Raw genomic sequence first — 22211 nt, 5'->3', positions numbered from 1 at the left:
CAGGGACGAGAGGCGGCGCAGGCCGGCTCCGCGGAGGACGAGGAGGTGACCGGGAATGGACCAACGACGCGCTGACCCGCGCGGCGCGCTGGTGCGTCCGTACGCGGTCACCCGTGGTCGTACCGAGCCCCGGCAGGACATCGCCCTTGAGGCCGTCCTCACCGCCTCGCCCACCCAGGTCGCGGAATCCCGCTTCGCCGGGCACGACAAGCACCGCATCGCCACGGTCTGTGAGGGCCGGGCACAGTCGCTGGCGGAGATCGCCGCGTACACCCGGATGCCGCTGGGCGTCGCCCGGGTGTTGGTCGCCGACATGGTGGCCGAGAGCCTGCTGACGTTACACACTGCTGCTCCCGCCGAGGGGTTCGAGGAGCGGATGGAACTGCTTGGAAGGGTGCTAAGTGGACTTCGCAGGCTATGACCCCGCAGGGGGGCGGCCGGGCCGGGGAATCGTATCCGCGAAGATCGTCGTCGCGGGCGGCTTCGGCGTCGGTAAGACGACACTGGTCGGGGCGATCTCCGAGATCACACCGCTGACCACCGAGGCGTTGATGACCGCGGCGGGTGTCGGCATCGACGACCCGTCCAAGGTGCCGGGCAAGGAGACCACCACGGTCGCCATGGACTTCGGCCGGATCACCATGGCCCAGGACCTGATCCTGTACCTCTTCGGTACACCGGGTCAGACGCGGTTCTGGTTCATGTGGGACGAGATCATCCGTGGGGCGGTGGGTGCCGCCGTGCTGGTGGACACCCGCCGGATCACCGATGCCTTCGCCCCGCTGGACTACTTCGAGAACCGCAACCTGCCGTACGTGGTGGCGCTGAACAAGTTCGACGGCGCTCCGCAGTACGAGGCGGAGGAGGTCCGCGAGGCGCTGGCCATCTCGCCGCAGGTGCCGCTGGTGATGACCGACGCCCGGCAGCGGGACTCGGTCAAGCAGGTGCTGGTGACGGTGGTCGAGCACGCCATGCTCCGGCTCCAGTCGGAGCACGGGCGGGGCTTTCCGACGCCGGTCGGCTGAACCATCGCGTCACGGCCGGCGCGCGACGGCCGGCCGTGACGCGTTCAGTCCACCCGCAGCCGGTAGCCGCGCTTGACCACGGTCTGCACCACGCGGGGCGCGTGCAGGCCGGCCCGCAGGCGGGCGACGGCCATCTCCACGGCGTGCTCGTCAGCGCCCCGGGGCAGGGTCCGCAGCAACGCCGTGCGGGACAGCACCCGCCCCGGTGACTGGGCCAGTGCCCGCAACACCGCCATCGGCGCGGGCGCGAGTGGCCGCAGCTCGCCGTCGATCACCGCGGCGTGCCCGCGCAACGTGAGCAGGTGCCCGGCGGCCTTGAATGTCACGGTCCGGCGGGGCAGCTCGTCGACGATGGTCCGCACCAGCGCACCCAACCGGGCCCGACCCGGCGCGCTCACCGGCACCCCGCGTCGCAGCAGCGGCTCGGCGGTCACCGCGCCGACGCAACTGGCCAGCACATCACTGCGCAACGCGGACAGCACCGCGTCGGTGCGGTCCCCGGCGGCCCGCAGCAACGCCTCGGCCGCCGGCGCCGACGTGAACGTCACCGCGTCCACCAGCCGGCCGGCGATCAGGTCGATCAACCGGTGCAGCGGCGCCGGGTCGGTCGGCGGTGCCCAGCGGTAGACCGGCACCTCGATGACGGTGGCACCCGCCGCCTCCAGCGCGAGCGTGCACTCGGGTTGCCGCTCGCCGTGCAGCTGCATGGCGATCACCTGCCCGGCGACGCCGCGCCGACGCAGGTGGTCGACCACCTCGTCGCAGCTCTCCGAGGCCGGCGACCACTGGTCGTGCAGGCCGGCCGCCCGGATCGCGCCGCGTGCCTTCGGGCCGCGCGCCACCACGTACGAGCTGGCCAGCACGGAACGCAGCGGCTCGGCCAGCCCCCAACCCTCGGCCGCCTCCAGCCAACCGCGCATACCGATGCCGGTGTTGGCCATCAGGATGTCCGGCGGCTGGTCGAGGCAGGCGCGGGTCGCCTCGCGCAGCTCGGTGTCGTCGGAGAGCGGCACGATCCGCAACGCCGGGGCGAGCACCACCCGGGCGCCCCGTCGTTCGAGCAGCGCGGCCAGCTCGTCGCGCCGCCGGTCGGCGGTCACCCCGATGGTGAAGCCCGCCAGTTCTTCCCGCATCAAGCCTCCTGTCGCAGCCGCACCTCGACCAGCCCGTCTCGGCAGCGCGCGTCGTGTCGGGCCACCGCCACCCCGGGCAGGTCGAGGCAGTGCCCGCTGCGCAGGTCGTACACCTGCTTGTGCAGCGGTGAGGCGACGGTCGGCATCCCGCCGCGGCTGCCCACGATGCCCCGGGACAGCACGTACGCCCCGGAGACCGGATCGCGGTTGTCGATCGCGAACAGCCCGTCGGCGGTCCGGAAGAGGGCGATCTGCACCCCGTCGACCAGGGCGGCGACACCCCGGTCCGGTTCCAACCGGTCGAGGAGGCAGACGGTGGTCCAGGTGAGCGCGAGGGTCTGGGTCATCGCCGTACCTCCGGTAGGCCAAGGGTGACGGGTTGCGGACGGTGACCGCCGGGCGGACCGTCAGCGCGTACGGGAACCGGCTGGCCGCGTTCCCGGGTGAAGGTGATCGACGGGTCCGGCACGTCGGGGGCGTTGACGAAGGACGTGTAGCGGCGCAGCCGGTCCGGGTCGTCCAGGACGTCACGCCACTCGTCGGAGTACGACGACACGTGCCGGGCCATCGCCGCGTCCAGGTCGGCGCAGAGCCCGAGCGAGTCGTCCACGATCACCGCGCGCAGGTGGTCGAGGCCGCCGTCCATCGCCTCGATCCAGCCGGCGGTGCGTTGCAGCCGGTCGGCGGTGCGGATGTAGTAGATCAGGAATCTGTCGATCAGCGTGATCAGCTCGTCAGTGGACAGGTCGGTGGCGAACAGGTCGGCGTGCCGGGGGCGGAAACCGCCGTTGCCGCCCACGTAGAGATTCCAGCCGGTCTCGGTGGCGATGATGCCGAAGTCCTTGCTGCGCGCCTCGGCGCACTCCCGGGCGCAACCGGAGACCGCCGACTTGAGCTTGTGCGGGGCGCGTAGCCCGCGGTAGCGCAGCTCCAGCGCGACGGCCAACCCCACCGAGTCCTGCACCCCGTATCGGCACCACGTCTCACCCACGCACGACTTCACAGTGCGCAGCGCCTTGCCGTACGCGTGACCGGACTCGAAGCCGGCGTCCACCAGCCGCCGCCAGATCTGCGGCAACTGCTCCACCCGCGCCCCGAACAGGTCGATCCGCTGCCCACCGGTGATCTTCGTGTAGAGCTGGAAGTCCCGGGCGACCTCGCCGATCACGATCAGCTTCTCCGGGGTGATCTCGCCGCCCGGTATCCGGGGCACCACCGAGTAGCTGCCGTCGCGTTGCAGGTTGGCCAGGAAGTGGTCGTTGGTGTCCTGCAACGACGCCTGCTCGCCGTCGAGCACGTGCCCGTTGCCCAGCGAGGCGAGGATCGAGGCCACCACCGGCTTGCAGATGTCGCAGCCACGGCCCCGACCGTGCTCGGCGACCAGCCGGGAGAAGGTGCGGATGCCGCGCACCCGGACGATCTCGAACAGCTCCCGCCGGCTGACGTCGAAGTGCTCGCAGAGCGCGCTGGACTGCGCCACCCCCGCCGCGTCCAGGAGTTGCTTCAGCATCGGCACGCAGGAACCGCAGCTGGTGCCAGCCCGGGTGCAGGCCTTCAGCGCCGCCACGTCCGCGCAACCGCCGGCGATGGCGGCGTCCACGTCGCCCCGGGTCACCGCGTTGCAGGAGCAGACCTGCGCGGTGGCCGGCAGCGCCCCGGCGTCCGCGCCGCCGCCGTCGGGGGCGAGCAGCGCCAGCGGCGCGGCCGGCAGCGGGCCGCCCACACTCGCGCGCAGCGTCGGGTACGCGCTGGCGTCGCCGACCAGCACCCCGCCGAGCAGGGTGTGCGCGTCGTCGGAGAGGACCAGCTTCGCGTACACCCGGGTGGCCGGGTCGGTGAACGTGACGTCCAGGCAGCCCTCGGTGGCACCGTGGGCGTCACCGAACGAGGCCACGTCCACGCCGAGCAGCTTGAGTTTGGTGGCGGTGTCCGCGCCCGGGAAGGTCGCCGCGCCGCCGACCAGCCGGTCGGCCACCACCTCGGCCGTCGCGTAGCCCGGCGCGACCAGACCGTGGCAGGTGCCGTCGACCGCCGCGCACTCGCCGACCGCCCAGATCCGTTCGTCGACGGTGCGGCAGGTCGCGTCGACGAGCACCCCGCCGCGCGGGCCCAGCGGCAGACCGGCGTCGCGGGCCAACTGGTCCCGGGGCCGGATGCCGGCGGCCACCACCACCAGGTCGGCGTCGATGGTGCTGCCGTCGGAGAGTTCCAGGGCCGCGACACCGCCGTCCGGGCCGGGACGGATCGCCGTGGTCGCCACCCCGAGATGGGTCCGTACGCCCAGGTCGTCGACGTAGCGCCGCAGCATCGCGCCGCCGGCCTGGTCCACCTGCACCGGCATCAACCGGGGAGCGAACTCGACCACGTCGGTGCTCAGGCCGAGCAGTCGCAGGGCGTTAGCGGCCTCCAGACCGAGCAGGCCGCCCCCGATCACCGCGCCGACCCGCCGGCCCCGCGCGTACGCCCGGATCGCCGCCAGGTCGTCCAGGGTCCGGTAGACGAAGACCCCGGGCAGTTCGGTGCCGGCCACCGGCGGCACGAACGGGTACGACCCGGTGGCCAGCACCAGCGCGTCGTAGCGGTACTCGCCGACGGCGGTGGTCACCACCTGTCGGTCCCGGTCGACGGCGGTGGCCGGTTCGCCGAGGCGCAGCCGCACCCCGTCGTCGGGTGTGTGCAGGTTGAGTTCGCTCTCGGTCACCCCGTCGAAGTACGCCGAGAGCCGCACCCGGTCGTACGCCGGGCGCCCCTCCTCGGCCAGCACCGTCACCCGCCAGTTGCCCTGGGGGTCGCGGGCGCGCAGCGCGTCCACGAACCGCTGCCCGACCATTCCGTTGCCGATGACGATCAGATCGCCGCCGCTCATCGCGTCACCTCCACCGATTCCGACTGGCTCAGCCAGTCGACGATGCCGCTCACCGCGTCCCGGCATCCGCCGCATCCGGTGCCGGCCCGGGTCGCGGCCACCACCGCATCGACAGTCCGGGCGCCGGAGCGCCAGCTTCTGACCAGTGCGCCCTTGCTCACCGTGTTGCACTGGCACACTGTGGCCGCGTCCGGCATCAGCGCCGGTGAGGCGGCCGGGGTCGCGCCGACCGCACCGAGTGCCCGGCCCAGCAGCAGCGCCCGCCGGTCGGTCGGCACCGGGTGGCCACGGTCGAACAGTTGGATCACCGTGCCGACCGCCGGGTTGTCGCCGAGCAGGATCGCGCCGATCAACCGCTCGTCCCGGATCCGCAACCGGGCGTACGTGCCCCGGGCCGGGTCGGCGAAGGTCAGCTCCTCGCCCGGCTCGCCGCCGGCCGCGTCACCCATCGAGGCCAGGTCGATCCCGGCGGCCTTCAGCCGGGTCACCACCGGCCGGGGCCGGTAGCGGGCCAGTGGGTCGGTGCCGGTCAGCACGTCCGCGAGCACCTGGGCCTGGGCCCAGGCGGGCGCCACCAGCCCGGTGAGTACGCCGTCGTGCTCGGCGCAGTCGCCGATCGCGGAGATGGACCGGTCGCTGGTGCGGAGCCGGTCGTCCACCACCACGCCGCGCCGCACGCTCAGGCCGGCGGCCTGCGCGAGGGCGGTGTCCGGTCGTACGCCGCAGGAGAGCACCAGCAGGTCGGCGCGGAGCGACCGGCCGTCGGCCAGGTCGAGGCGGACACCGTTGGCGTCCGTTTCCACGCCGGTGGCCGACACTCCCAGTTGGACGGTGACGCCGAAACCGGCGAGTGTGCCGGCGAGCACCGCACCGGCCGCCGGGTCCAGTTGCCGTTCCATCAGGTGTTCTCTCGGGTGCACCACGGTGGTGGCCAGGCCCCGGATGGCCAGCCCCCGGGCGGCCTCCAGGCCGAGGAGCCCGCCGCCGAGCACCAGCGCGCTGCGGGCGCCGTCCGCCGCGGCGAGAATCCGCCGGCAGTCGTCAAGGGTCCGGAAGGGGACCACCCGCTCCGGCAGGTTCGCCGGGTCGAGGCCGGGCAGCGACGGCACCACCGCGCGGGCACCGGTGGCCAGCACCAGATGGTCGTACCCGATTCGTTCGCCGTCGTCGGTGCGGACCTGCCGGGCGGACCGGTCGATGGCGGTCACCGGTACGCCGCTGCGCAGGTCGACGCCGTGCCCGGCGGCTTCGGTGAGCTCCACGTCCGGCTCGCCGATCCGGCCGGCCAGCAGGGTGGAGAGCAGGATCCGGTTGTACGCGCGGTGCGGCTCGGCCCCGAGGACCGTGACCTTCCGGTCTCCCTCCCGGGCGTGCAGCTCACCGGCGAGGCGCGCGCCCGCCATGCCGTTGCCGACGATGACCACCCGGGCGGTCATGCCTTCTCCACCCGGACGGCGCAGATCTTGAACTCGGGCATCCCGGAGATCGGGTCGACCGCGTCGTTGGTCACCGAGTTGGCGCGTTCCGCCCCCGCGTAGTGGAACGGGGCGAACACGGTGTCGGGTCGGATCCCGGCGCTGAGACGGGCCGGGGCGCGGAACTCACCTCGGCGCGAGGTGACCCGCACCGGGTCGCCGTCGTCGATGCCCAACCGGGCGGCCAGGTCGGGGTGCAGTTCGACGAACGCCTCCGGGGCGGCGCGGCGCAGCGCGGCCACCCGTCGGGTCTGGGTTCCCGACTGGTACTGCGCGAGCACCCGACCGGTGGTGAAGTGCAGCGGATACGTGGCGCAGACCTGTTCGGCGGCCGGCCGATGGTCGACGGCGTGGAATCGGGCCCGGCCGTCCGGGGTGGCGAACCGGTCGGCGAAGAGTCGTGGCGTGTCCGGCCCGTCCTCGGTCGGGCAGGGCCAGTAGACGCCGTCGTCGGCGTCGATCCGGTCCCAGCTGATGCCGGCGTAGTCGGCGGCCCCACCGGCGGAGGCGCGGCGCAGCTCGGCGAAGACGGCAGCCGGGTCGGTGGGAAAACGCCCCGCCGAGACGGCGGCTTCCGGTTGCCCGGCCGTCTCGGCGGGTGCCGGTGCCGTGCCGGCCGGTGCGGTGCCGGGCGTCCTGGTGGTTGTCGGTGCCGTGCCGGCCGGTTCGGTGACTGTCGCTTCGGCGGCTGCCAGTCGCGCCGCCAGGTCGGCGATGATGGCCAGGTCGGTCCGGACGTCCGGCGGGGGTGGCCGTAGTGCGCGGCGACGCAGCACCCGACCCTCCAGGTTGGTCATGGTGCCGTCCTCCTCGGCCCACTGCGCGGTGGGCAGCACCACGTCCGCCAACGCGGCCGTCTCGGAGAGCAGCAGGTCGGCGACGACCAGCAGGTCCAGGTCGCGCAGCCGGCCCTCGATCCGGGCCGCCCGGGGTGCCGAGACCACCGGGTTGGACCCGAACACCAGCAACGCGCGCGGCCCGCCCGGGGTGCCCAGCGCGTCGAGCAGTTGGTAGGCCGGCACCCCCGGGCCGGGCAGCTCGTCGGCCGGCACGCCCCAGACCCGGGCCACGTGTTCCCGGGCCGCCGGGTCGTCGATCTTGCGGTAGCCGGGGAGCTGGTCGGCCTTCTGCCCGTGCTCCCGGCCGCCCTGGCCGTTGCCCTGGCCGGTGAGGCAGCCGTACCCCGAACCGTCGCGGCCGGGCAGACCGAGGGCGAGGGCGAGATTGACGTACGCGGTGACGGTGTCCACCCCCTTGGCGTGCTGCTCGGCGCCGCGCGCGGTCAGGATGATCACCCGACCGCCGGTGCCCAGCGCGCGGGCGGTCGCCTCCAGGTCGGCCACCGGCACCCCGGACAGCTGTTCCGCGCGGGCCGGCCACCAGGCGGCGACGCCGCGGCGGACCGCGTCGAATCCGGTGGTGCGCTCGGCCACGTATGCCCGGTCGACCCACCCCTCGGTGAGCGCGATGTGCAGCAGCGCGTTGGCCACCGCGAGGTCGGTGCCGGGCAGTGGTTGCAGGTGCAGGTCGGCCTGGCGGGCGGTGGCGGTGACCCGGGGGTCGACGACGATCAGTTTCCCGCCGTTGCCGCGCTGCTCGGTGAGCCACCGCACCAGCGGCGGCATGGTCTCCGCCGGGTTCGCCCCGACCAGCAGCAGCGTGTCGGCCCGGCCCAGGTCCGCGAGCGGGAACGGCAGCCCGCGGTCGATGCCGAAGGCGCGCATCCCGGCGGCTGCCGCCGAGGACATGCAGAACCGTCCGTTGTAGTCGATGTGCCGGGTACGCAGCCCGATCCGGGCGAACTTCCCCAACGCGTACGCCTTCTCGTTGGTCAGGCCGCCACCGCCGAAGACGGCGACCGCGTCCCGGCCGGCGTCGGCCTGGACGGCGCGGATGCCGGCGACCACCCGGTCGAGCGCGGTGTCCCAGCTTGCCGGTTGCAGTGTGTCGGTGGCCGGGTCGCGCACCAGCGGGGTGGTCAGTCGGTCCGGGTGGTCGAGCAGTTCGGCGGCTGTCCAACCCTTCTGGCAGAGCCCGCCCCGATTGGTGGGGAACTGGCGCGGGTGGACCGTCACCCCGGTGTCGCCCGCGCGCAGCGTCATTCCGCACTGCAGTGCGCAGTACGGGCAGTGCGTCGCCACTTCCCGGGGCGTCAGCCCCGGTGGAGTTGCCGACCGTGCACCGTCTGTCATGTCGGGAAAGCGTGCCGTCGGGCGGTTTCCGGTCCGGGTCCCTTCTGTTTCGGTCCTGTCAAGTGGGGCTCACACCGCACACGGGCAGCGGGCGCGTTGGCGGGTGTGAGTCGGAGTCGGTGGAGCTGAACCGCTGACGGCAGCGGCGGCTGACTCGTTTGCGACATCAGCTCCAAAGCGGCAGCGCACCCCATCTCGCGGGGACCGTTCGCGCAAGTGGGCCTCGGTTCGGCTCTTGGTTCGGGCGTCGGTTCGGTTTTCGGCGTGGGCTTCGGCGTGGGCTTCCGATCGGGCGGCTTGTCCGGCACGGGCTCACCCGGGTCGTCCTGAAAAGCGGCCGATCTCGGCGGGCGTGGGCAATGGCTGCGCGAGTGGGTCGACTGGGAACGCGAGGCTCTCGCGATTCGCTGGTTCCAGCACGCCTGAGTGCCCGGTCTCTTGGAGACCGAGGCGTGTGCCCTCGGTCTCCTGGAGATCGCCAGGACGCCGAGGGCTATCGAGGTCCTGATCAGCGTCGTGCATCGCGCTCCGCTTATAATATGGGAAATCTGTCTCAAAACATGGGAGTTGCGATGAGCGTGACGGACGTCTTCGACGCGGTGGCCGGCACCTACGACGAGGCGCGCAGGCGGCTGGTGCCCTGCTTCGACGCCTTCTACGGCACCGCCGTCCAGGTGGCCGCGCCGCCGCTGCGCGCCGCGCTCGCCGCCGGGCGTACCCCGGAGGTGTTGGATCTGGGCGCGGGCACCGGCCTGCTCTCGCTGCTGCTGGCCACGGCGGTGCCCGGAGTCCGGCTGACGGTGGTGGACGGAGCCCCGGCGATGCTCGCCCGCGCCACCGACCAGTTGGCCGCGCGGTCCGTGCCGCACCGCGCGGTCCAGGCGGACCTGGCCGACGAGCTGCCGCCCGGCCGGTACGACGCGGTGGTCAGCGCCCTGGCGATCCATCACCTGGACGACGGCGGCAAGCGCGCGCTCTACCGGCGGGCCGCCGCCGCGCTGGCACCGGGCGGGGTGTTCGTCAACGCCGAGCAGGTCGCCGGCCCGACCGCGGAGCTGGACCGGCGCTACGACGAGGTGTGGCTGGAGCGGATCACCGAGCTGGGTGCGTCCCCCGAGGAGATCGCGGGGTCCCGGGAGCGGATGCGCCACGACCGTCCGGCGAGCGTGGCCGACCAGTGCCGGTGGCTCGCCGAGGCGGGCCTGGTCGACGTCGACTGCTACTTCAAGGAGTGGCGCTTCGCGGTGTTCGGCGGCCGGGCCGGGTGAGCCTCGGCGGAATGTGCCTTTCGTCGCCCGGGGGCGAGCCGGCGAGCGCCGGGATGACTGTCGGTCACACCGCTGGGTAATCTGCTCGGCATGACTGCCAAGGTGACTCTCTCGTTCACGGACGAGACGATCGAGGAGGCGCGGCGGTTCGCCAAGCGCGAAGGGCTGTCGCTCTCCGCGTGGATGGACCAGGCCGCCCGGGAGAAGGCGTTGCGCGAGGTCTTCACCGCGCACGCCGCCGCCGTGGGCCGCGCCAGCCTGGATCTGGAGTCCGCCGCCCTCGCCGACGCCCGCGAGGTGGGCATGGTCAACGACCTGTTCTCCGACGGACGGCCGCGTGCTGCGTAGGGGTGAGATCTGGCGCATCGAGGGCGCCCGGGAACGCCTCGGCCTGGTGATCAGCTCGGACGTCTACAACTCCACAGACGTACCCATCGTGATCGTCGTCGAGGTGGTCGAGGAGTCGCTGCTGCGGGACTCGCCGCTCGCCGTGCCGATGGGCCGGTACGTCGTGATGCCCGACCGGATCTCCTCACCCATGAAGAAGTGGTTCACCGGGTGCGTGGACGTCGCCGACGCCGACACCATGCTCCGGGTCGGCCGCGCGCTGCGCATTCTCCAACAGCTCTGAGCACGCGGCCCGGATGGCGTGCTCACCACCGCCGCCGGCCCGTGGTGCGATCCCCGTTTCCGGCCCGACCCGCGACGGGCACTGCCAGGTAACCCGGTGTTCCTAGCGTTTCCCCTCGTCACATCGACGAGGAGGAGCCGCCGTGAGCACGCTCACCAGCACCGCAGTCACCACCGAGCCGCCTGCCGTCACCGGTCGCCGGCAACCGCTGCACGACTGGCGCCCCGAGGACCCCGACTTCTGGCAGGCCACCGGCGCGCCGATCGCCCGACGCAACCTCTGGGTCTCGATCTTCGCGGAGCACGTCGGTTTCTCGGTGTGGAGCCTCTGGTCGGTCACCGTGCTCTTCCTCGGCCCCGCGTACGGCATCGATCCGGCCGGGAAGTTCCTGCTCACCGCCGTGCCGGCCGCACTGGGCGCGGTGCTGCGGCTGCCGTACACGCTGGCGGTGGCCCGCTTCGGCGGACGACGCTGGACGATCATCAGCGCACTGCTGTTGCTGGTGCCCGCGGTGCCGATGACGGTGCTGCTGGAACCCGGGGTGTCCTACTCCACGCTGATGGTGCTCGCCTGCCTCACCGGGGTCGGTGGCGGCAACTTCGCCTCCTCGATGGCGAACATCAACCTGTTCTACCCGCAGCGACTCAAGGGGCGGGCGCTCGGGCTCAACGCCGGCGGGGGCAACCTGGGCGTACCCGCCGTGCAACTGGTCGGCCTGGCGGTCCTCGCCACCGCGGGCGCCGCGTACCCCCGGTTGGTGCCGGCGGTCTACCTGCCGCTGATCGTGCTGGCCGCGCTGGCGGCGGCCCGCTGGTTGGACACCGTGCCCGGAGCGCGCAACGAGCCGGGGGCGTTGCGCGAGGCGGCCCGCGACCCGCACACCTGGGTGATGTCGCTGCTCTACATCGGCACCTTCGGCTCGTTCATCGGCTTCGGTTTCGCCTTCGGTCAGGTGCTCCAGCTCCAGTTCGCCGAGCGGTTCCCCACCCCCGTCGACGCCGCGTGGCTGACCTTCCTGGGCCCGCTGATCGGATCGCTGATCCGGCCGCTGGGCGGGCACCTCGCCGACCGGTTGGGCGGTGCCCGGGTGACTTTCTGGAACTTCGTGGCGATGGCGGTCGGCGCGAGCACCGTGCTGTACGCCGCCCGGGAGCGCTCGTTCGGGCTCTACCTGGCGGGCTTCCTCGCCCTCTTCGTCTTCTCCGGCATCGGCAACGGCTCCACCTACAAGATGATCCCGGCGATCTTCCGGGCCCGGGCGGCGGACGCGGTGGCCAGCGGTCAGCGTGATCCGGAGGCGGCCGCGCGGTGGGCCCGAAGGATGACCGGCGCGTTGATCGGCATCGCGGGCGCGATCGGGGCCTCCGGTGGCGTGCTGGTCAACATCGCGTTTCGTCAGTCGTTCCTCAGCTCGGGCAACGCCGACGCCGCCTACCTGGCCTTCATCGGCTGGTACGCGCTGTGCTTCGCGGCCACCTGGGTCGTCTACCGTCGGCCGAGGGCCGGCCGTCTCGCCAACGTGTGAGCTGAGCCACCCTCGGCGCGTCACCGTGCGGGACCGTACCCCCGTTTTGACCTGCGGACGGGGCGCCGGGTATCGTTGCCTGCTGTTGTACGACATCCAGAGGCGTGCCCCATCAGGTACGCTTGGTCGTTCGTGCGCGCTGGTCCGGCCTGCTAACTCTGGTCACCTCGGCGCGCGACCCCAGACCGACGACGAGACAAGGTAGACCTGTGCGTACGTACAGCCCGAAGCCGGGTGAGATCGAGCGTCAGTGGCACGTCATCGACGCCTCTGATGTCGTGCTGGGCCGCCTGGCCACCCACGCCGCCACGTTGCTGCGTGGTAAGCACAAGCCGACTTTCGCGCCGCACGTCGACACGGGCGACTTTGTCGTCATCGTGAACGCGGGCAAGGTTGCGTTGACCGGCAACAAGCGCCAGACCAAGGTCGCTTACCGCCACTCCGGTTACCCGGGTGGTCTGAAGCAGGTCGGCTACGACGAGCTGCTGACCAAGCGTCCCGAGCGGGCCATCGAGCTGGCTGTGAAGGGGATGCTCCCGCACAACAAGCTCGGCCGTCAGCTGATCAAGAAGCTGAAGGTCTACGCCGGTGCCGAGCACCCGCACCTCGCGCAGCAGCCGGTGCCGTTCGAGATCAAGCAGATCGCGCAGTGAGCGCGGGCGAAGGAAGCAGCATGACCGACATCATCGAGACCGAGGTCGCCCCGGAAGCCCCCGAGGCCACCGAGGCGCCGGCGCCCGTCGCCCGCGCGCCTCGTGGTGACCGGCCGATCCAGACCGTGGGCCGCCGCAAGGAGGCCATCGTCCGGGTCCGCATCGTCCCGGGCACCGGCAAGATCACCTGCAACGGTCGCGACCTTGAGGCGTACTTCCCGAGCAAGGTGCACCAGCAGCTCATCAAGGACCCGCTGGTCACCGCCGAGAAGCCCGAGCAGTTCGACGTCATCGCCAACCTGCGTGGCGGTGGCACCACCGGCCAGGCCGGTGCGCTGCGGCTGGCCATCGCCCGCGCGCTGATCGTCAACGAGCCGGACGACCGCCCGGCCCTGAAGAAGGCCGGCTTCCTCACCCGTGACGCCCGGGTCAAGGAGAGCAAGAAGTACGGCCTCAAGAAGGCCCGTAAGGCTCCCCAGTACTCGAAGCGCTGATCTTTCCCAGCGCGTTGTACTTCTGACGGACGGCCGGTCCGCCTCCCCCTCGTCGAGGGAGGCGGGTCGGCCGTTCCGCTTTCTCCTCACAGGCAGTGCTCATTCGGAGGTTGGCGGGTATGGGTCGGTTGTTCGGCACGGACGGCGTACGCGGGCGGGCGAACGCGGATCTCACCCCGGAGTTGGCGTTGGCGGTGGCGGTGGCCGCCGCGCACACACTCGCCGAGACGGACCGCAGCCACCCGCCGCTCGCCGTCGTCGGCCGGGACACCCGCGCCAGCGGCGAGATGCTGGAGGCCGCCGTGGTGGCCGGGCTGACCAGCGCCGGTGCCAACGTCGTCCGGGTCGGTGTGCTGCCCACCCCCGCGGTGGCGTTCCTCACCGCCGAGGCCAAGGCCGACCTGGGTGTGATGCTCTCCGCGTCACACAACCCGATGCCGGACAACGGCATCAAGCTCTTCGCCGCCGGCGGGCACAAGTTGCCCGACGAGATCGAGATGCGGATCGAGGCGGCCGTCGAGACGAACGCCACCACCGCCTGGGACCGGCCGATCGGCGCCGGCGTCGGCCGCGTGCACGACCTGCTCGACGGTGCCGACCACTACGTCCAGCACCTGGTGGGCACCGTTGGGCACCGGCTCGACGGGATCAAGGTCGTGGTCGACTGCGCCAACGGCGCCGCCGCCGAGGTCGCCCCGGTCGCCTACCGGGAGGCCGGCGCGGAGGTCATCGCCATCTACGCGGAGCCCGACGGCCTGAACATCAACGACGACTGTGGCTCCAACCACATCGACGCGCTGCGCGCCGCAGTGGTCGAGCACGGCGCCCACCTGGGCATCGCTCACGACGGCGACGCCGATCGCTGCCTGGCGGTCACCGCCGACGGTGACGAGGTGGACGGCGACCAGGTCATGGCGATCCTCGCGCTGGCCATGCGGGACGCCGGCACGCTCACCCAGGACACCCTGGTGGCCACCGTGATGAGCAACCTCGGGCTGCGCCTGGCGATGTCCGCGCAGGGCATCCGCCTGATCGAGACCAAGGTCGGCGACCGGTACGTGCTGGAGGAGCTGCGCGCCTCCGGGCTGGCGCTCGGCGGTGAGCAGAGCGGCCACATCGTCATGCCCGCGCATGCCACCACCGGCGACGGGGTGCTCACCGGCCTGCACCTGATGGCCCGGATGGCGGCCACCGGCCAGTCCCTCGCCGAGCTGGCCTCGGTGGTCACCAAGCTGCCCCAGGTGCTGATCAACGTCCCGGTCGGCGACCGGACCATCGGCGCGGCCGCGCCAGCCGTCCGCGCCGAGGTCGAGCGGGCCGAGGCCGAGCTGGGGGAGACCGGTCGGGTGCTGCTGCGCCCGTCGGGCACCGAGCCACTGGTCCGGGTGATGGTCGAGGCGGCCACCGAGGCGACCGCCCGGTCGGTCGCCGAGCGGATCGCCGAACTGGTCCGCACCGCCAGCCCTGCCACGTAGTAGGCCGGTTGGACGCTGTGGAGCTGAATCGTTGACGACATCAGCTCCACAGCCCCTCGGCCGGGCCGCAGCCTCCCCGGCCGCCGGATCACCGCCGCAGCGCGTGCAATCGGGTGACCGCGTCGGCCAGCACTTCGAGGCGCTTGCAGAAGGCGAACCGGACCAGCCGCCGGCCCGCGTCGATGTCGTCGTAGAAGACCTGGGTGGGCACCGCCACCACACCGCAGCGCTCCGGCAACGAACGGCAGAACTCCATGCCGTCCCGGCCGCCGAGGGCGGTGATGTCGGCGGTGACGAAATACGTCCCCTCCGAGTCGAGCACCTCGAACCCGGCGTCGGTGAGACCGCCGACGAGCTGGTCACGCCGTTGCTGGAGGCTGTCCCGGAAGCCGGTGTAGTAGTCGTCCGGCAGGGCCAACGCCACGGCCACCGCCGGTTGCAGCGGTGCGGCGTTGACGTAGGTGAGGAACTGCTTCACCCGCAGCACCGCCGAGACCAGCGCCGCCGGGCCGCTCGCCCAGCCGATCTTCCACCCGGTGCAGGAGAACGTCTTGCCGGCCGACGAGATGCGCAGCGTCCGCTCCCGCATTCCGGGGAGGCTGGCCAGCGGCACGTGCGCGCTCACCGCGTCGGTGAAGACCAGGTGCTCGTACACCTCGTCGGTGACCGCGTACGCGTCGAACTCCTGGCACAACTCGGCGACCTGCGCCAACTCGGCCGGGGTGAAGACCTTGCCGGTCGGGTTGTGCGGTGAGTTCAGCAGCACCAGTCGGGTGCGCGGGCCGAACGCCGCGCGCAGCGCCGCCGGGTCGAAGGCGTACCGGCCGTCTGCCGCGGGACGCAGCGTCACCGGCCGGCGGACCGCGCCGGCAAGCGCGATCGAGGCGGCGTACGAGTCGTAGTACGGCTCGAAGCACACCACTTCGTCGCCCGGCTCGCAGAGGGCGAGGATGCTCGCCGCGACCGCCTCGGTAGCGCCCGCCGTGATCACGATCTCGCCGTCCGGGTCGTACGCCAGGTCGTAGAACCGCCGCTGGTGGGCCGCGACGGCCGCGCGCAGGGCGGGGATCCCCGGGCCGGGCGGGTACTGGTTCTGCCCGCCGCGCAGCGCCTCGGCGGCGGCGGCCAGCATCTCCGGCGGGCCGTCGGTGTCCGGAAACCCCTGCCCGAGGTTGACCGCGCCGGTGCGTACGGCGAGGGCGGACATCTCGGCGAAGATCGTCGTGCCGAACGGCCGCATCCGGGCCACCAGCGGGTCGACATCGGTGCTCGTCGTCACGCCGCCAGCCTACGGGCCTGCCCGGTCAACTCGACCTCCGAGATTCGGCCGAAGCAGGTTCCCGGCTCGCTGCTTGCGGCCTCGCTGTGCGGGTAGATGAGGGCGGCGGGCGCATCGCGGCACCTCAGGCCCGGTTTCCGCGTCGGTCGTCGTTGCCGTCTCGGCGGTTTGCTCAAACTTGATGTTCGTTTACCCGACTTTCGAGCACCCATCATGAGTGAAACTGGGTTAGGCTGCGGGCCATGTGTGGAATCGTGGGATACGCGGGCGCGCGCCCCGCACTCGGCATCGTCCTCGACGGGCTGCGGCGACTCGAATACCGCGGCTACGACTCGGCGGGCGTCGCGATCGTCTGCGACGACCAGCTGCTGACCGAGAAGAAGGCCGGCAAGCTGGCCAACCTGGAGAAGGTGCTCTCCGAGCGGGCCGCCGACGACCCGACCTCCTGCGCGGCCAGCCCGATCGGCATCGGTGACGGCACCACCGGTATCGGGCACACCCGGTGGGCCACCCACGGCGGCCCGACCGACCGCAACGCCCACCCACACGTCGCCCCCGACGGGCGGGTCGCGGTGATCCACAACGGCATCATCGAGAACTTCGCCAAGCTCCGCGCCGAGCTGGAGGCCGACGGCGTCCAGTTCACCAGTGACACCGACACCGAGTGCGCAGCGCACCTGCTCGCCGCCGCGCTGGCCGACCTGCGCGCCGCTGGCCAGCCGGACAGCCCGCAGCTGCTCGCCGCCGGCATGCGCGTGGTCTGCCAGCGACTGGAGGGCGCGTTCACCCTGCTCGCCGTCGACGCCGCCGTGCCCGGTGCGGTGGTCGGCGCGCGGCGCAACTCGCCGCTGGTGGTCGGTCGCGGCGACGGGGAGAACTACCTGGCCAGCGACGTGGCCGCGTTCATCGAGCACACCCGGGAAGCGGTCGAGCTGGGCCAGGACCAGATCGTGCTGATCACCGGTGACAGCATCGAGATCACCGACTTCGAGGGCCAGCCCGCCGCCGGCAAGGACTTCCACATCGACTGGGACTCCTCGGCCGCGGAGAAGGGCGGCTACGACTGGTTCATGCTCAAGGAGATCGAGGAGCAGCCGCAGGCCATCGCCGACACGCTGCTGGGCCGGCTCACCGAGACCGGTGAGATCGGCCTCGACGAGGTCCGCCTCAGCGACCAGGATCTGCGCGACGTCGACAAGATCTTCATCGTGGCCTGCGGCACGGCGTACCACGCCGGCATGGTCGCCAAGTACGCCATCGAGCACTGGACCCGGATCCCCTGCGAGGTGGAGCTGGCCAGCGAGTTCCGCTACCGCGACCCGGTCCTCGACCGGTCCACGCTGATCGTGGTGATCTCGCAGTCCGGCGAGACGATGGACACCCTGATGGCGCTGCGCCACGCCAAGGAGCAGAAGGCCCGGGTGCTGGCGATCTGCAACACCAACGGCTCGACCATCCCCCGCGAGTCCGACGCCGTGCTCTACACCCACGGTGGGCCGGAGATCGCCGTCGCCTCCACCAAGGCGTTCCTCACCCAGGTCGTCGCCTGCTACCTGATCGGGCTGCACCTGGCCCAGGTGCGCGGGATCAAGTTCGCCGACGAGGTGGGCGCGGTGGTCGCGCAGCTGCAGGAGATTCCCGGCAAGCTGCGGGAGCTGCTCGGCCGGATCGAACCCGTCCGCGAGCTGGCCCGGGACCTGAAGTCCGAGCCGACAGTGCTGTTCATCGGCCGGCACGTCGGCTACCCGGTGGCCCTGGAGGGGGCGCTGAAGCTCAAGGAGCTGGCGTACATGCACGCCGAGGGCTTCGCCGCCGGTGAGCTGAAGCACGGCCCGATCGCCCTGATCGACAAGGGTACCCCGGTGATCTGCGTGGTGCCCTCGCCGGTCGGCCGGGGCATGCTGCACGACAAGGTCGTCTCCAACATCCAGGAGGTCCGGGCTCGTGGCGCACGGACCATCGTCATCGCGGAGGAGGGTGACGAGGCCGTCGTCCGGTACGCCGACCACCTGATCTACGTGCCGCGTACGCCCACCCTGCTGGCCCCGCTCGTCACCACCGTGCCGTTGCAGGTGCTCGCCGCCGAGATCGCCGCCGCCCGGGGGCACGACGTGGACCAGCCCCGCAACCTGGCCAAGTCGGTCACCGTCGAGTAAGCCTCAGCGGCCCAGCACGACCCGGGCCATCCCGTCCAGTGCGGGATTGCCCGGGTCCCAGTAACCGGTGTGACCGCCTCGCCCACTGCCGAACACCCGGCCGCCAAACCCGGGATCCGACGGGTCGTGCCCGAACCACAGCTCGTGCCCGCTCTGCCCCGGCCAGCCCACCACGGCGGCCAGCGGCACCGTACGCAGCAGGGCCCGGCGGCCCAGCTCCTCCGGTGGTCGGGCCGCCCGGATCACGTCGTCGGGGGCGGTGCTCGCCCAGACCTCCCCCGGTGGCACGCCCAACTCGCCGGCGTGCGACGCGCCGACACCGGGCGAGCCGACGAAGACCAGCGCGTCGGCGTCGAGCCCGTGCTCCCGGGCGGCCACACCCACCACCACCGACCCGTAGCTGTGCCCGAGCACCGTCTGCCGGGCCGGTGGCCCGTCGTGGCTGGCGCGCAGCCCCTCCTGGAAACGGTGCAACGCCCCGCCGGCGTCGCGGGCCTGACCCGTCGAGGCGGCCTCGGTCAGCAGGTCCGGGGCGTCGTAGTCCAACCAGAGCACCGCCGCGCTGCGCTCACCCGGGGCGAGCGCGGCGCACCGCTCCAGCACCCGGGCCACTCGGCCCAGCTCGCCGGGAGCGTCGTCCAGCCCGGCGGTCATCCCCGGCACATGGGTCAACACCCGGTCGGCGTGGTCCGGGTCGCCGAGCGCCACCACCACCCGGCCCTCACCGGCCGGATCCAACCCGAGCAGGTACGCCCGTGGTGCCCCGCCGGAGGTCAACCGGTCGACCAGCGCGTCCAGGCCGGCCAGCCGCCCCGCCACCGCGTGCAGCCGCAACGGCGCGAGCGGTCCCGGCGGCACCCGGGACAGCAGCCGTCGACGCTCGGCCAGCAACTCCGCTCGCCACCCGTCGAGCTGCAACCGGTTGGCCTGGTCGCGGGCGGCCACCGGCACCCCGTCCAACCGGCCGACCAGCGCCGGTTCGCGCCCGATCAGCCACCGTCGCTGGGCCGGGGTCAACCCGGACCACCAGGCGCTGACCAGCGCGGGCGCGGCACCGGGTGCCGGCCGGCCGGGAGGTGGCGGGGACGCCCAGCCGGTGCCGGCGGCCCGGGCCAGCTCGGCCAACCGGTCGGCGGCGACCCGGTCGGCAGTGGCTGCCCCGTCGAGCGCGCGGCGCAGGGCCGCGGCGACTCCGGCCGCTGCCACCCCGGCCCGCTCGGTGGGCTGGGCGCGGGTCGGATCGACCCGTACCCCACCCGAGCGGTCCACCAGCAGGCCGGCCGCGTCGGCCCGGGCGACCGCCTCGGTGAGCCGTGCCTTCGCCGCCGTCAGCCGACCGGCCAGCTCGGCCAGCACCTGGTCGACCTCGATCAGCGCGGGTGCGATCGAGGCCAGCTCGGCACCCAGCACGGTGAGCCGATGGTCCGCCGCCGTGGCCGCCGCACCCGACCAACCGTCCCGCAACCGCCCGCCGGACGCGCGCAGCCCACCGACGCGCCGATCGAGCGGCCCGGTCAACCCCGCCCACGCTGCCCCGGCGGCCCGCCACTCCCGCGGGTTGACAGCCCACAGCTGCCGGTAGCCGACGCCGCTCACCTTGGCACCGCGGCGAAGCGGTCGGCGGCCCGCTCGTCCACCGACTCGTACGCCTCGGCCGCCGCGCGGACCCCGCCCGAGGCCGCCGCGACCTGTGCGCCCAGTCGGCCGAACCAGGCGTGCCCGGCCGCCTCCAACCCGGCCAGCGCCGCGCCAGCTCGCCATTCGGGGGCCGCCACCACCAGCCCGGGCAGCCCGGCGAGGCCCAACGTCAACCGGTGCGCCTCGTCGTCGAGCAGGACGGCGACCGCCCGCAACTCCTCCGGCCGGACCGTGAACGGCTCGTCGGTCATGAGCACACCCCCGTGGACGATCGGCATCGACGCGCTGACGTTAGGCGCGCACCACAGGTCGAGCGGTGCCCTGTGGACAGCCGGCGTCGAGGCGTACCCCGGGGTGTCCACAGGCGTTGCCCAGCGCGAGCCCGACGGCTAATCTGCGGCCTCGACCGCCGGTAGGGTGGTGTGGTGATCGTCGCTGTCGGCATCGATGTCGTGCTGGTCGAGCGGTTCGCCCGAGCCCTGGCCCGGACGCCGCAGCTGGCCGACCGGCTCTTCACCGAGGCCGAGCGGCACACCCGCTCCGGCAGCCCGCGCTCGCCCGAGTCGCTCGCCGCCCGGTTCGCCGCCAAGGAGGCCGTGGCCAAGGCGCTCGGTGCTCCGGCCGGGCTGAGCTGGCACGACTGCGAAGTCGTTGCCGACCCGGACGGCCGCCCCTGGTTGGCCGTCTCCGGCACGGTCGCCGCGGCGGCCGAGGCGCGGGGGATCAACCACTGGCATCTCTCGTTGTCGCACGACGGCGGGATCGCGTCGGCGATGGTGGTCGCGGAACGATGACGTCGGCCGGGAGGGCCGACCGGGCCCGCCCGCGAACGGAATGGGACACGGTGGCATGAGAGCGGTATGGCGGGTCGCCGACGTACGGGCGGCCGAGGCGGGGCTGATGGGCACCCTGCCGGAGGGGACGCTGATGCAGCGGGCCGCCGCCGGCCTGGCCCGCCGGGCGGCGCTCGTGCTCGCCGAGCGGGGCGGGGTCTACGGCGGCCGGGTGCTGCTGCTGGTCGGCTCCGGTGACAACGGCGGCGACGCGCTGTACGCGGGGGAGCGGTTGGCCCGCCGGGGTGTGCAGGTGTCCGCGATGCTGGTCACCCCCGGGCGGGCGCACGCCGCCGGCCTGGCCGCGCTGCGCGCCGCCGGCGGACGGGTGGTGCCGGGTCCGGCCGGCCCGGTCGACCTGGTCCTCGACGGCATCGTCGGCATCGGTGGCACCGGTGGGCTGCGGGCGAACGCGGACGAGATCGTCCAGCGCCTCGACGAACTGCGCGGACGCGACGGGGAACGGTCCACGGTGCTCGCGGTCGACGTGCCCAGCGGCGTCGCTGTCGACACCGGCCACGTACCGCTGTCCGCGTCCGGCCGGCCCACAGCGGTGCGCGCCGACGTGACGGTGGCCTTCGGCGCGCTGAAACCCGCCCTGGTGGTCGGGCCGGCCGCCGCCCTGGCCGGGCAGGTCGAGCTGGTCGACATCGGGCTGCGGCCGTGGCTGCGCGGCACCCCGGCGCTGCGGGTCACCGAGTGGTCCGACCTGGTCGACTGGTGGCCCGAGCTGGGCCCCGCGTCGGAGAAGTACACCCGGGGCGTGGTGGGCGTCGCGACCGGCTCGGCGACCTACCCCGGCGCGGCGGTGCTCTCCGTGGGCGGCGCGCTGGCCGGGCCGACCGGGCTGGTCCGCTACGCCGGCAGCGCCCGCGCCGAGGTGCTGCACCAGCACCCCTCGGTGATCGCCAGTGAGCGGGTCGCCGACGCGGGCCGGGTGCAGGCCTGGGTGTGCGGCTCCGGGCTGGGCACCGGTGCCGACGCGGCGGCCGAGCTGCGTGCCGTGCTGGCCGCCCCGGTGCCGGTGGTGCTCGACGCCGACGCGCTGACCCTGCTGGTGGACGGCTCACTCGCCGACCGGCTGCGGGGTCGGGACGCACCCATCGTGGTCACCCCGCACGATCGGGAGTTCACGCGTCTCTGCGGTGAGGAACCCGGTGCCGACCGGGTCGGCGCGGCGCTGCGGCTGGCCGCCTGGATGAACGCGGTGGTGCTGCTCAAGGGTGACCGCACGGTGATCGGCACGCCGGACGGCCGGGCGTACGTCAACCCGACCGGCACTTCGGCGTTGGCCACCGGCGGCACCGGCGACGTGTTGGCCGGGTTGCTCGGCTCGCTGCTGGCGGCCGGGGTGCCCGCCGATCGGGCTGCGGCGGCGGCCGCGTACCTGCACGGGCTCGCCGGGCGGGAGGCGGCCCGGGGTGGGCCGGTGACCGCGCCCGACGTGGCCAGCGCGTTGCGTCCGGTGCTGGCCCGGCTGGGCTGAACGGACCGTTCCAGCCGCGCTGGGCGGATCGCCGCGCCGGGACGTGCGTCGCCGCCCGCCGTGATCACGGCGGAAAGTAGGC

Annotated in this window: 20 protein-coding genes; 12 read left to right on the top strand and 8 right to left on the bottom strand. The window is 73.0% G+C overall.

Going from position 1 to position 22211, the window contains the following annotated elements; all coding sequences use genetic code 11:
• Positions 1-55: 55 nt before the first annotated feature.
• A complete protein-coding gene (locus QCZ28_RS25420; RefSeq protein ID WP_007465174.1) occupies positions 56-421 on the top strand; it encodes a DUF742 domain-containing protein in 366 nt (121 codons plus the stop codon).
• A complete protein-coding gene (locus tag QCZ28_RS25415) occupies positions 402-1025 on the top strand; it encodes an ATP/GTP-binding protein (protein ID WP_030329978.1) in 624 nt (207 codons plus the stop codon). Before QCZ28_RS25420 ends, QCZ28_RS25415 begins: the two co-directional genes overlap by 20 nt.
• Before the next feature lie 44 nt (positions 1026-1069).
• Here QCZ28_RS25415 and QCZ28_RS25410 read toward each other — a convergent pair whose 3' ends face one another.
• From QCZ28_RS25410 to QCZ28_RS25390, 5 genes are read right to left on the bottom strand one after another with little or no spacing between them, the layout of a single operon-like run.
• Entirely contained in the window at positions 1070-2158 is a 1089-nt protein-coding gene (locus QCZ28_RS25410; RefSeq protein ID WP_279519000.1) for a uroporphyrinogen-III synthase, read from the bottom strand.
• Positions 2158-2505 carry a nitrite reductase small subunit NirD gene (nirD, locus tag QCZ28_RS25405; protein WP_279518999.1) on the bottom strand — a complete coding sequence of 116 codons (348 nt, stop codon included), beginning with the start codon at positions 2503-2505 and terminating at the stop codon, positions 2158-2160. The genes QCZ28_RS25410 and nirD overlap by 1 nt, the downstream gene beginning before the upstream one ends.
• Positions 2502-5024: a nitrite reductase large subunit NirB gene (gene nirB, locus QCZ28_RS25400; protein ID WP_279518998.1), complete on the bottom strand. Its 2523-nt coding sequence runs from the start codon at positions 5022-5024 to the stop codon at positions 2502-2504. The genes nirD and nirB overlap by 4 nt, the downstream gene beginning before the upstream one ends.
• Positions 5021-6460 (bottom strand): FAD-dependent oxidoreductase, encoded by a 1440-nt coding sequence (locus QCZ28_RS25395; protein ID WP_279518997.1) that lies wholly within the window; start codon positions 6458-6460, stop codon positions 5021-5023. Before QCZ28_RS25395 ends, nirB begins: the two co-directional genes overlap by 4 nt.
• Positions 6457-8691, bottom strand: a complete 2235-nt coding sequence (locus tag QCZ28_RS25390; RefSeq protein ID WP_279518996.1) for a molybdopterin oxidoreductase family protein — start codon at positions 8689-8691, stop codon at positions 6457-6459. Before QCZ28_RS25390 ends, QCZ28_RS25395 begins: the two co-directional genes overlap by 4 nt.
• A gap of 572 nt (positions 8692-9263) precedes the next feature.
• Between QCZ28_RS25390 and QCZ28_RS25385 the strand changes: the two genes are divergently transcribed.
• The 7 genes from QCZ28_RS25385 (at position 9264) to glmM (ending at position 14737) form a co-directional block, all read left to right on the top strand.
• On the top strand, positions 9264-9959 hold the full coding sequence (locus tag QCZ28_RS25385; protein ID WP_279518995.1) for a class I SAM-dependent methyltransferase: 696 nt from the start codon (positions 9264-9266) through the stop codon (positions 9957-9959).
• 90 nt (positions 9960-10049) lie between these two features.
• Complete coding sequence (locus QCZ28_RS25380; RefSeq protein WP_030329990.1) at positions 10050-10307, top strand: DUF6364 family protein; 258 nt, start codon at positions 10050-10052, stop codon at positions 10305-10307.
• Positions 10297-10590 carry a hypothetical protein gene (locus QCZ28_RS25375; RefSeq protein ID WP_030329992.1) on the top strand — a complete coding sequence of 98 codons (294 nt, stop codon included), beginning with the start codon at positions 10297-10299 and terminating at the stop codon, positions 10588-10590. Before QCZ28_RS25380 ends, QCZ28_RS25375 begins: the two co-directional genes overlap by 11 nt.
• 142 nt (positions 10591-10732) lie before the next feature.
• The gene (locus QCZ28_RS25370) at positions 10733-12115 is read left to right on the top strand and encodes a NarK/NasA family nitrate transporter (RefSeq protein ID WP_279518994.1); all 1383 of its coding nucleotides are present in this window, start codon (positions 10733-10735) and stop codon (positions 12113-12115) included.
• A 209-nt stretch (positions 12116-12324) separates the two neighbouring features.
• Positions 12325-12768 carry a 50S ribosomal protein L13 gene (gene rplM, locus QCZ28_RS25365; RefSeq protein WP_007465158.1) on the top strand — a complete coding sequence of 148 codons (444 nt, stop codon included), beginning with the start codon at positions 12325-12327 and terminating at the stop codon, positions 12766-12768.
• A 20-nt stretch (positions 12769-12788) separates the two neighbouring features.
• Positions 12789-13262, top strand: a complete 474-nt coding sequence (gene rpsI, locus QCZ28_RS25360; RefSeq protein ID WP_030329997.1) for a 30S ribosomal protein S9 — start codon at positions 12789-12791, stop codon at positions 13260-13262.
• A gap of 119 nt (positions 13263-13381) precedes the next feature.
• On the top strand, positions 13382-14737 hold the full coding sequence (glmM, locus tag QCZ28_RS25355; protein ID WP_279518993.1) for a phosphoglucosamine mutase: 1356 nt from the start codon (positions 13382-13384) through the stop codon (positions 14735-14737).
• Between the two features lie 88 nt (positions 14738-14825).
• On the opposite strand, the gene QCZ28_RS25350 is transcribed toward glmM, so the two are convergent.
• Positions 14826-16016 carry a pyridoxal phosphate-dependent aminotransferase gene (locus tag QCZ28_RS25350; protein ID WP_279518992.1) on the bottom strand — a complete coding sequence of 397 codons (1191 nt, stop codon included), beginning with the start codon at positions 16014-16016 and terminating at the stop codon, positions 14826-14828.
• A 242-nt stretch (positions 16017-16258) separates the two neighbouring features.
• Between QCZ28_RS25350 and glmS the strand changes: the two genes are divergently transcribed.
• The gene (gene glmS / locus QCZ28_RS25345) at positions 16259-18172 is read left to right on the top strand and encodes a glutamine--fructose-6-phosphate transaminase (isomerizing) (RefSeq protein WP_279518991.1); all 1914 of its coding nucleotides are present in this window, start codon (positions 16259-16261) and stop codon (positions 18170-18172) included.
• Positions 18173-18175: 3 nt separating this feature from the next.
• Here the strand turns inward: glmS and QCZ28_RS25340 are convergent, their stop codons facing one another.
• Positions 18176-19768, bottom strand: coding sequence for an alpha/beta hydrolase (locus QCZ28_RS25340; protein WP_279518990.1), 1593 nt, complete (start codon positions 19766-19768; stop codon positions 18176-18178).
• On the bottom strand, positions 19765-20061 hold the full coding sequence (locus tag QCZ28_RS25335; protein WP_279518989.1) for a hypothetical protein: 297 nt from the start codon (positions 20059-20061) through the stop codon (positions 19765-19767). Before QCZ28_RS25335 ends, QCZ28_RS25340 begins: the two co-directional genes overlap by 4 nt.
• A 174-nt stretch (positions 20062-20235) precedes the next feature.
• On the opposite strand from QCZ28_RS25335, the gene QCZ28_RS25330 reads away from it, so the two are divergent.
• Both QCZ28_RS25330 and QCZ28_RS25325 read left to right on the top strand, forming a co-directional pair.
• On the top strand, positions 20236-20604 hold the full coding sequence (locus tag QCZ28_RS25330; protein ID WP_279518988.1) for a holo-ACP synthase: 369 nt from the start codon (positions 20236-20238) through the stop codon (positions 20602-20604).
• Between the two features lie 55 nt (positions 20605-20659).
• Positions 20660-22129, top strand: a complete 1470-nt coding sequence (locus QCZ28_RS25325) for an NAD(P)H-hydrate dehydratase (protein WP_279518987.1) — start codon at positions 20660-20662, stop codon at positions 22127-22129.
• The last annotated feature ends 82 nt before the right edge of the window (positions 22130-22211 follow it).

It is taken from the genome of Micromonospora sp. DH14, assembly GCF_029809455.1.
Lineage (GTDB): Bacteria > Actinomycetota > Actinomycetes > Mycobacteriales > Micromonosporaceae > Micromonospora > Micromonospora parva.
Note: the sequence above shows the minus strand (reverse complement) of the source record. Positions and strands in the feature narration are given on the sequence as shown.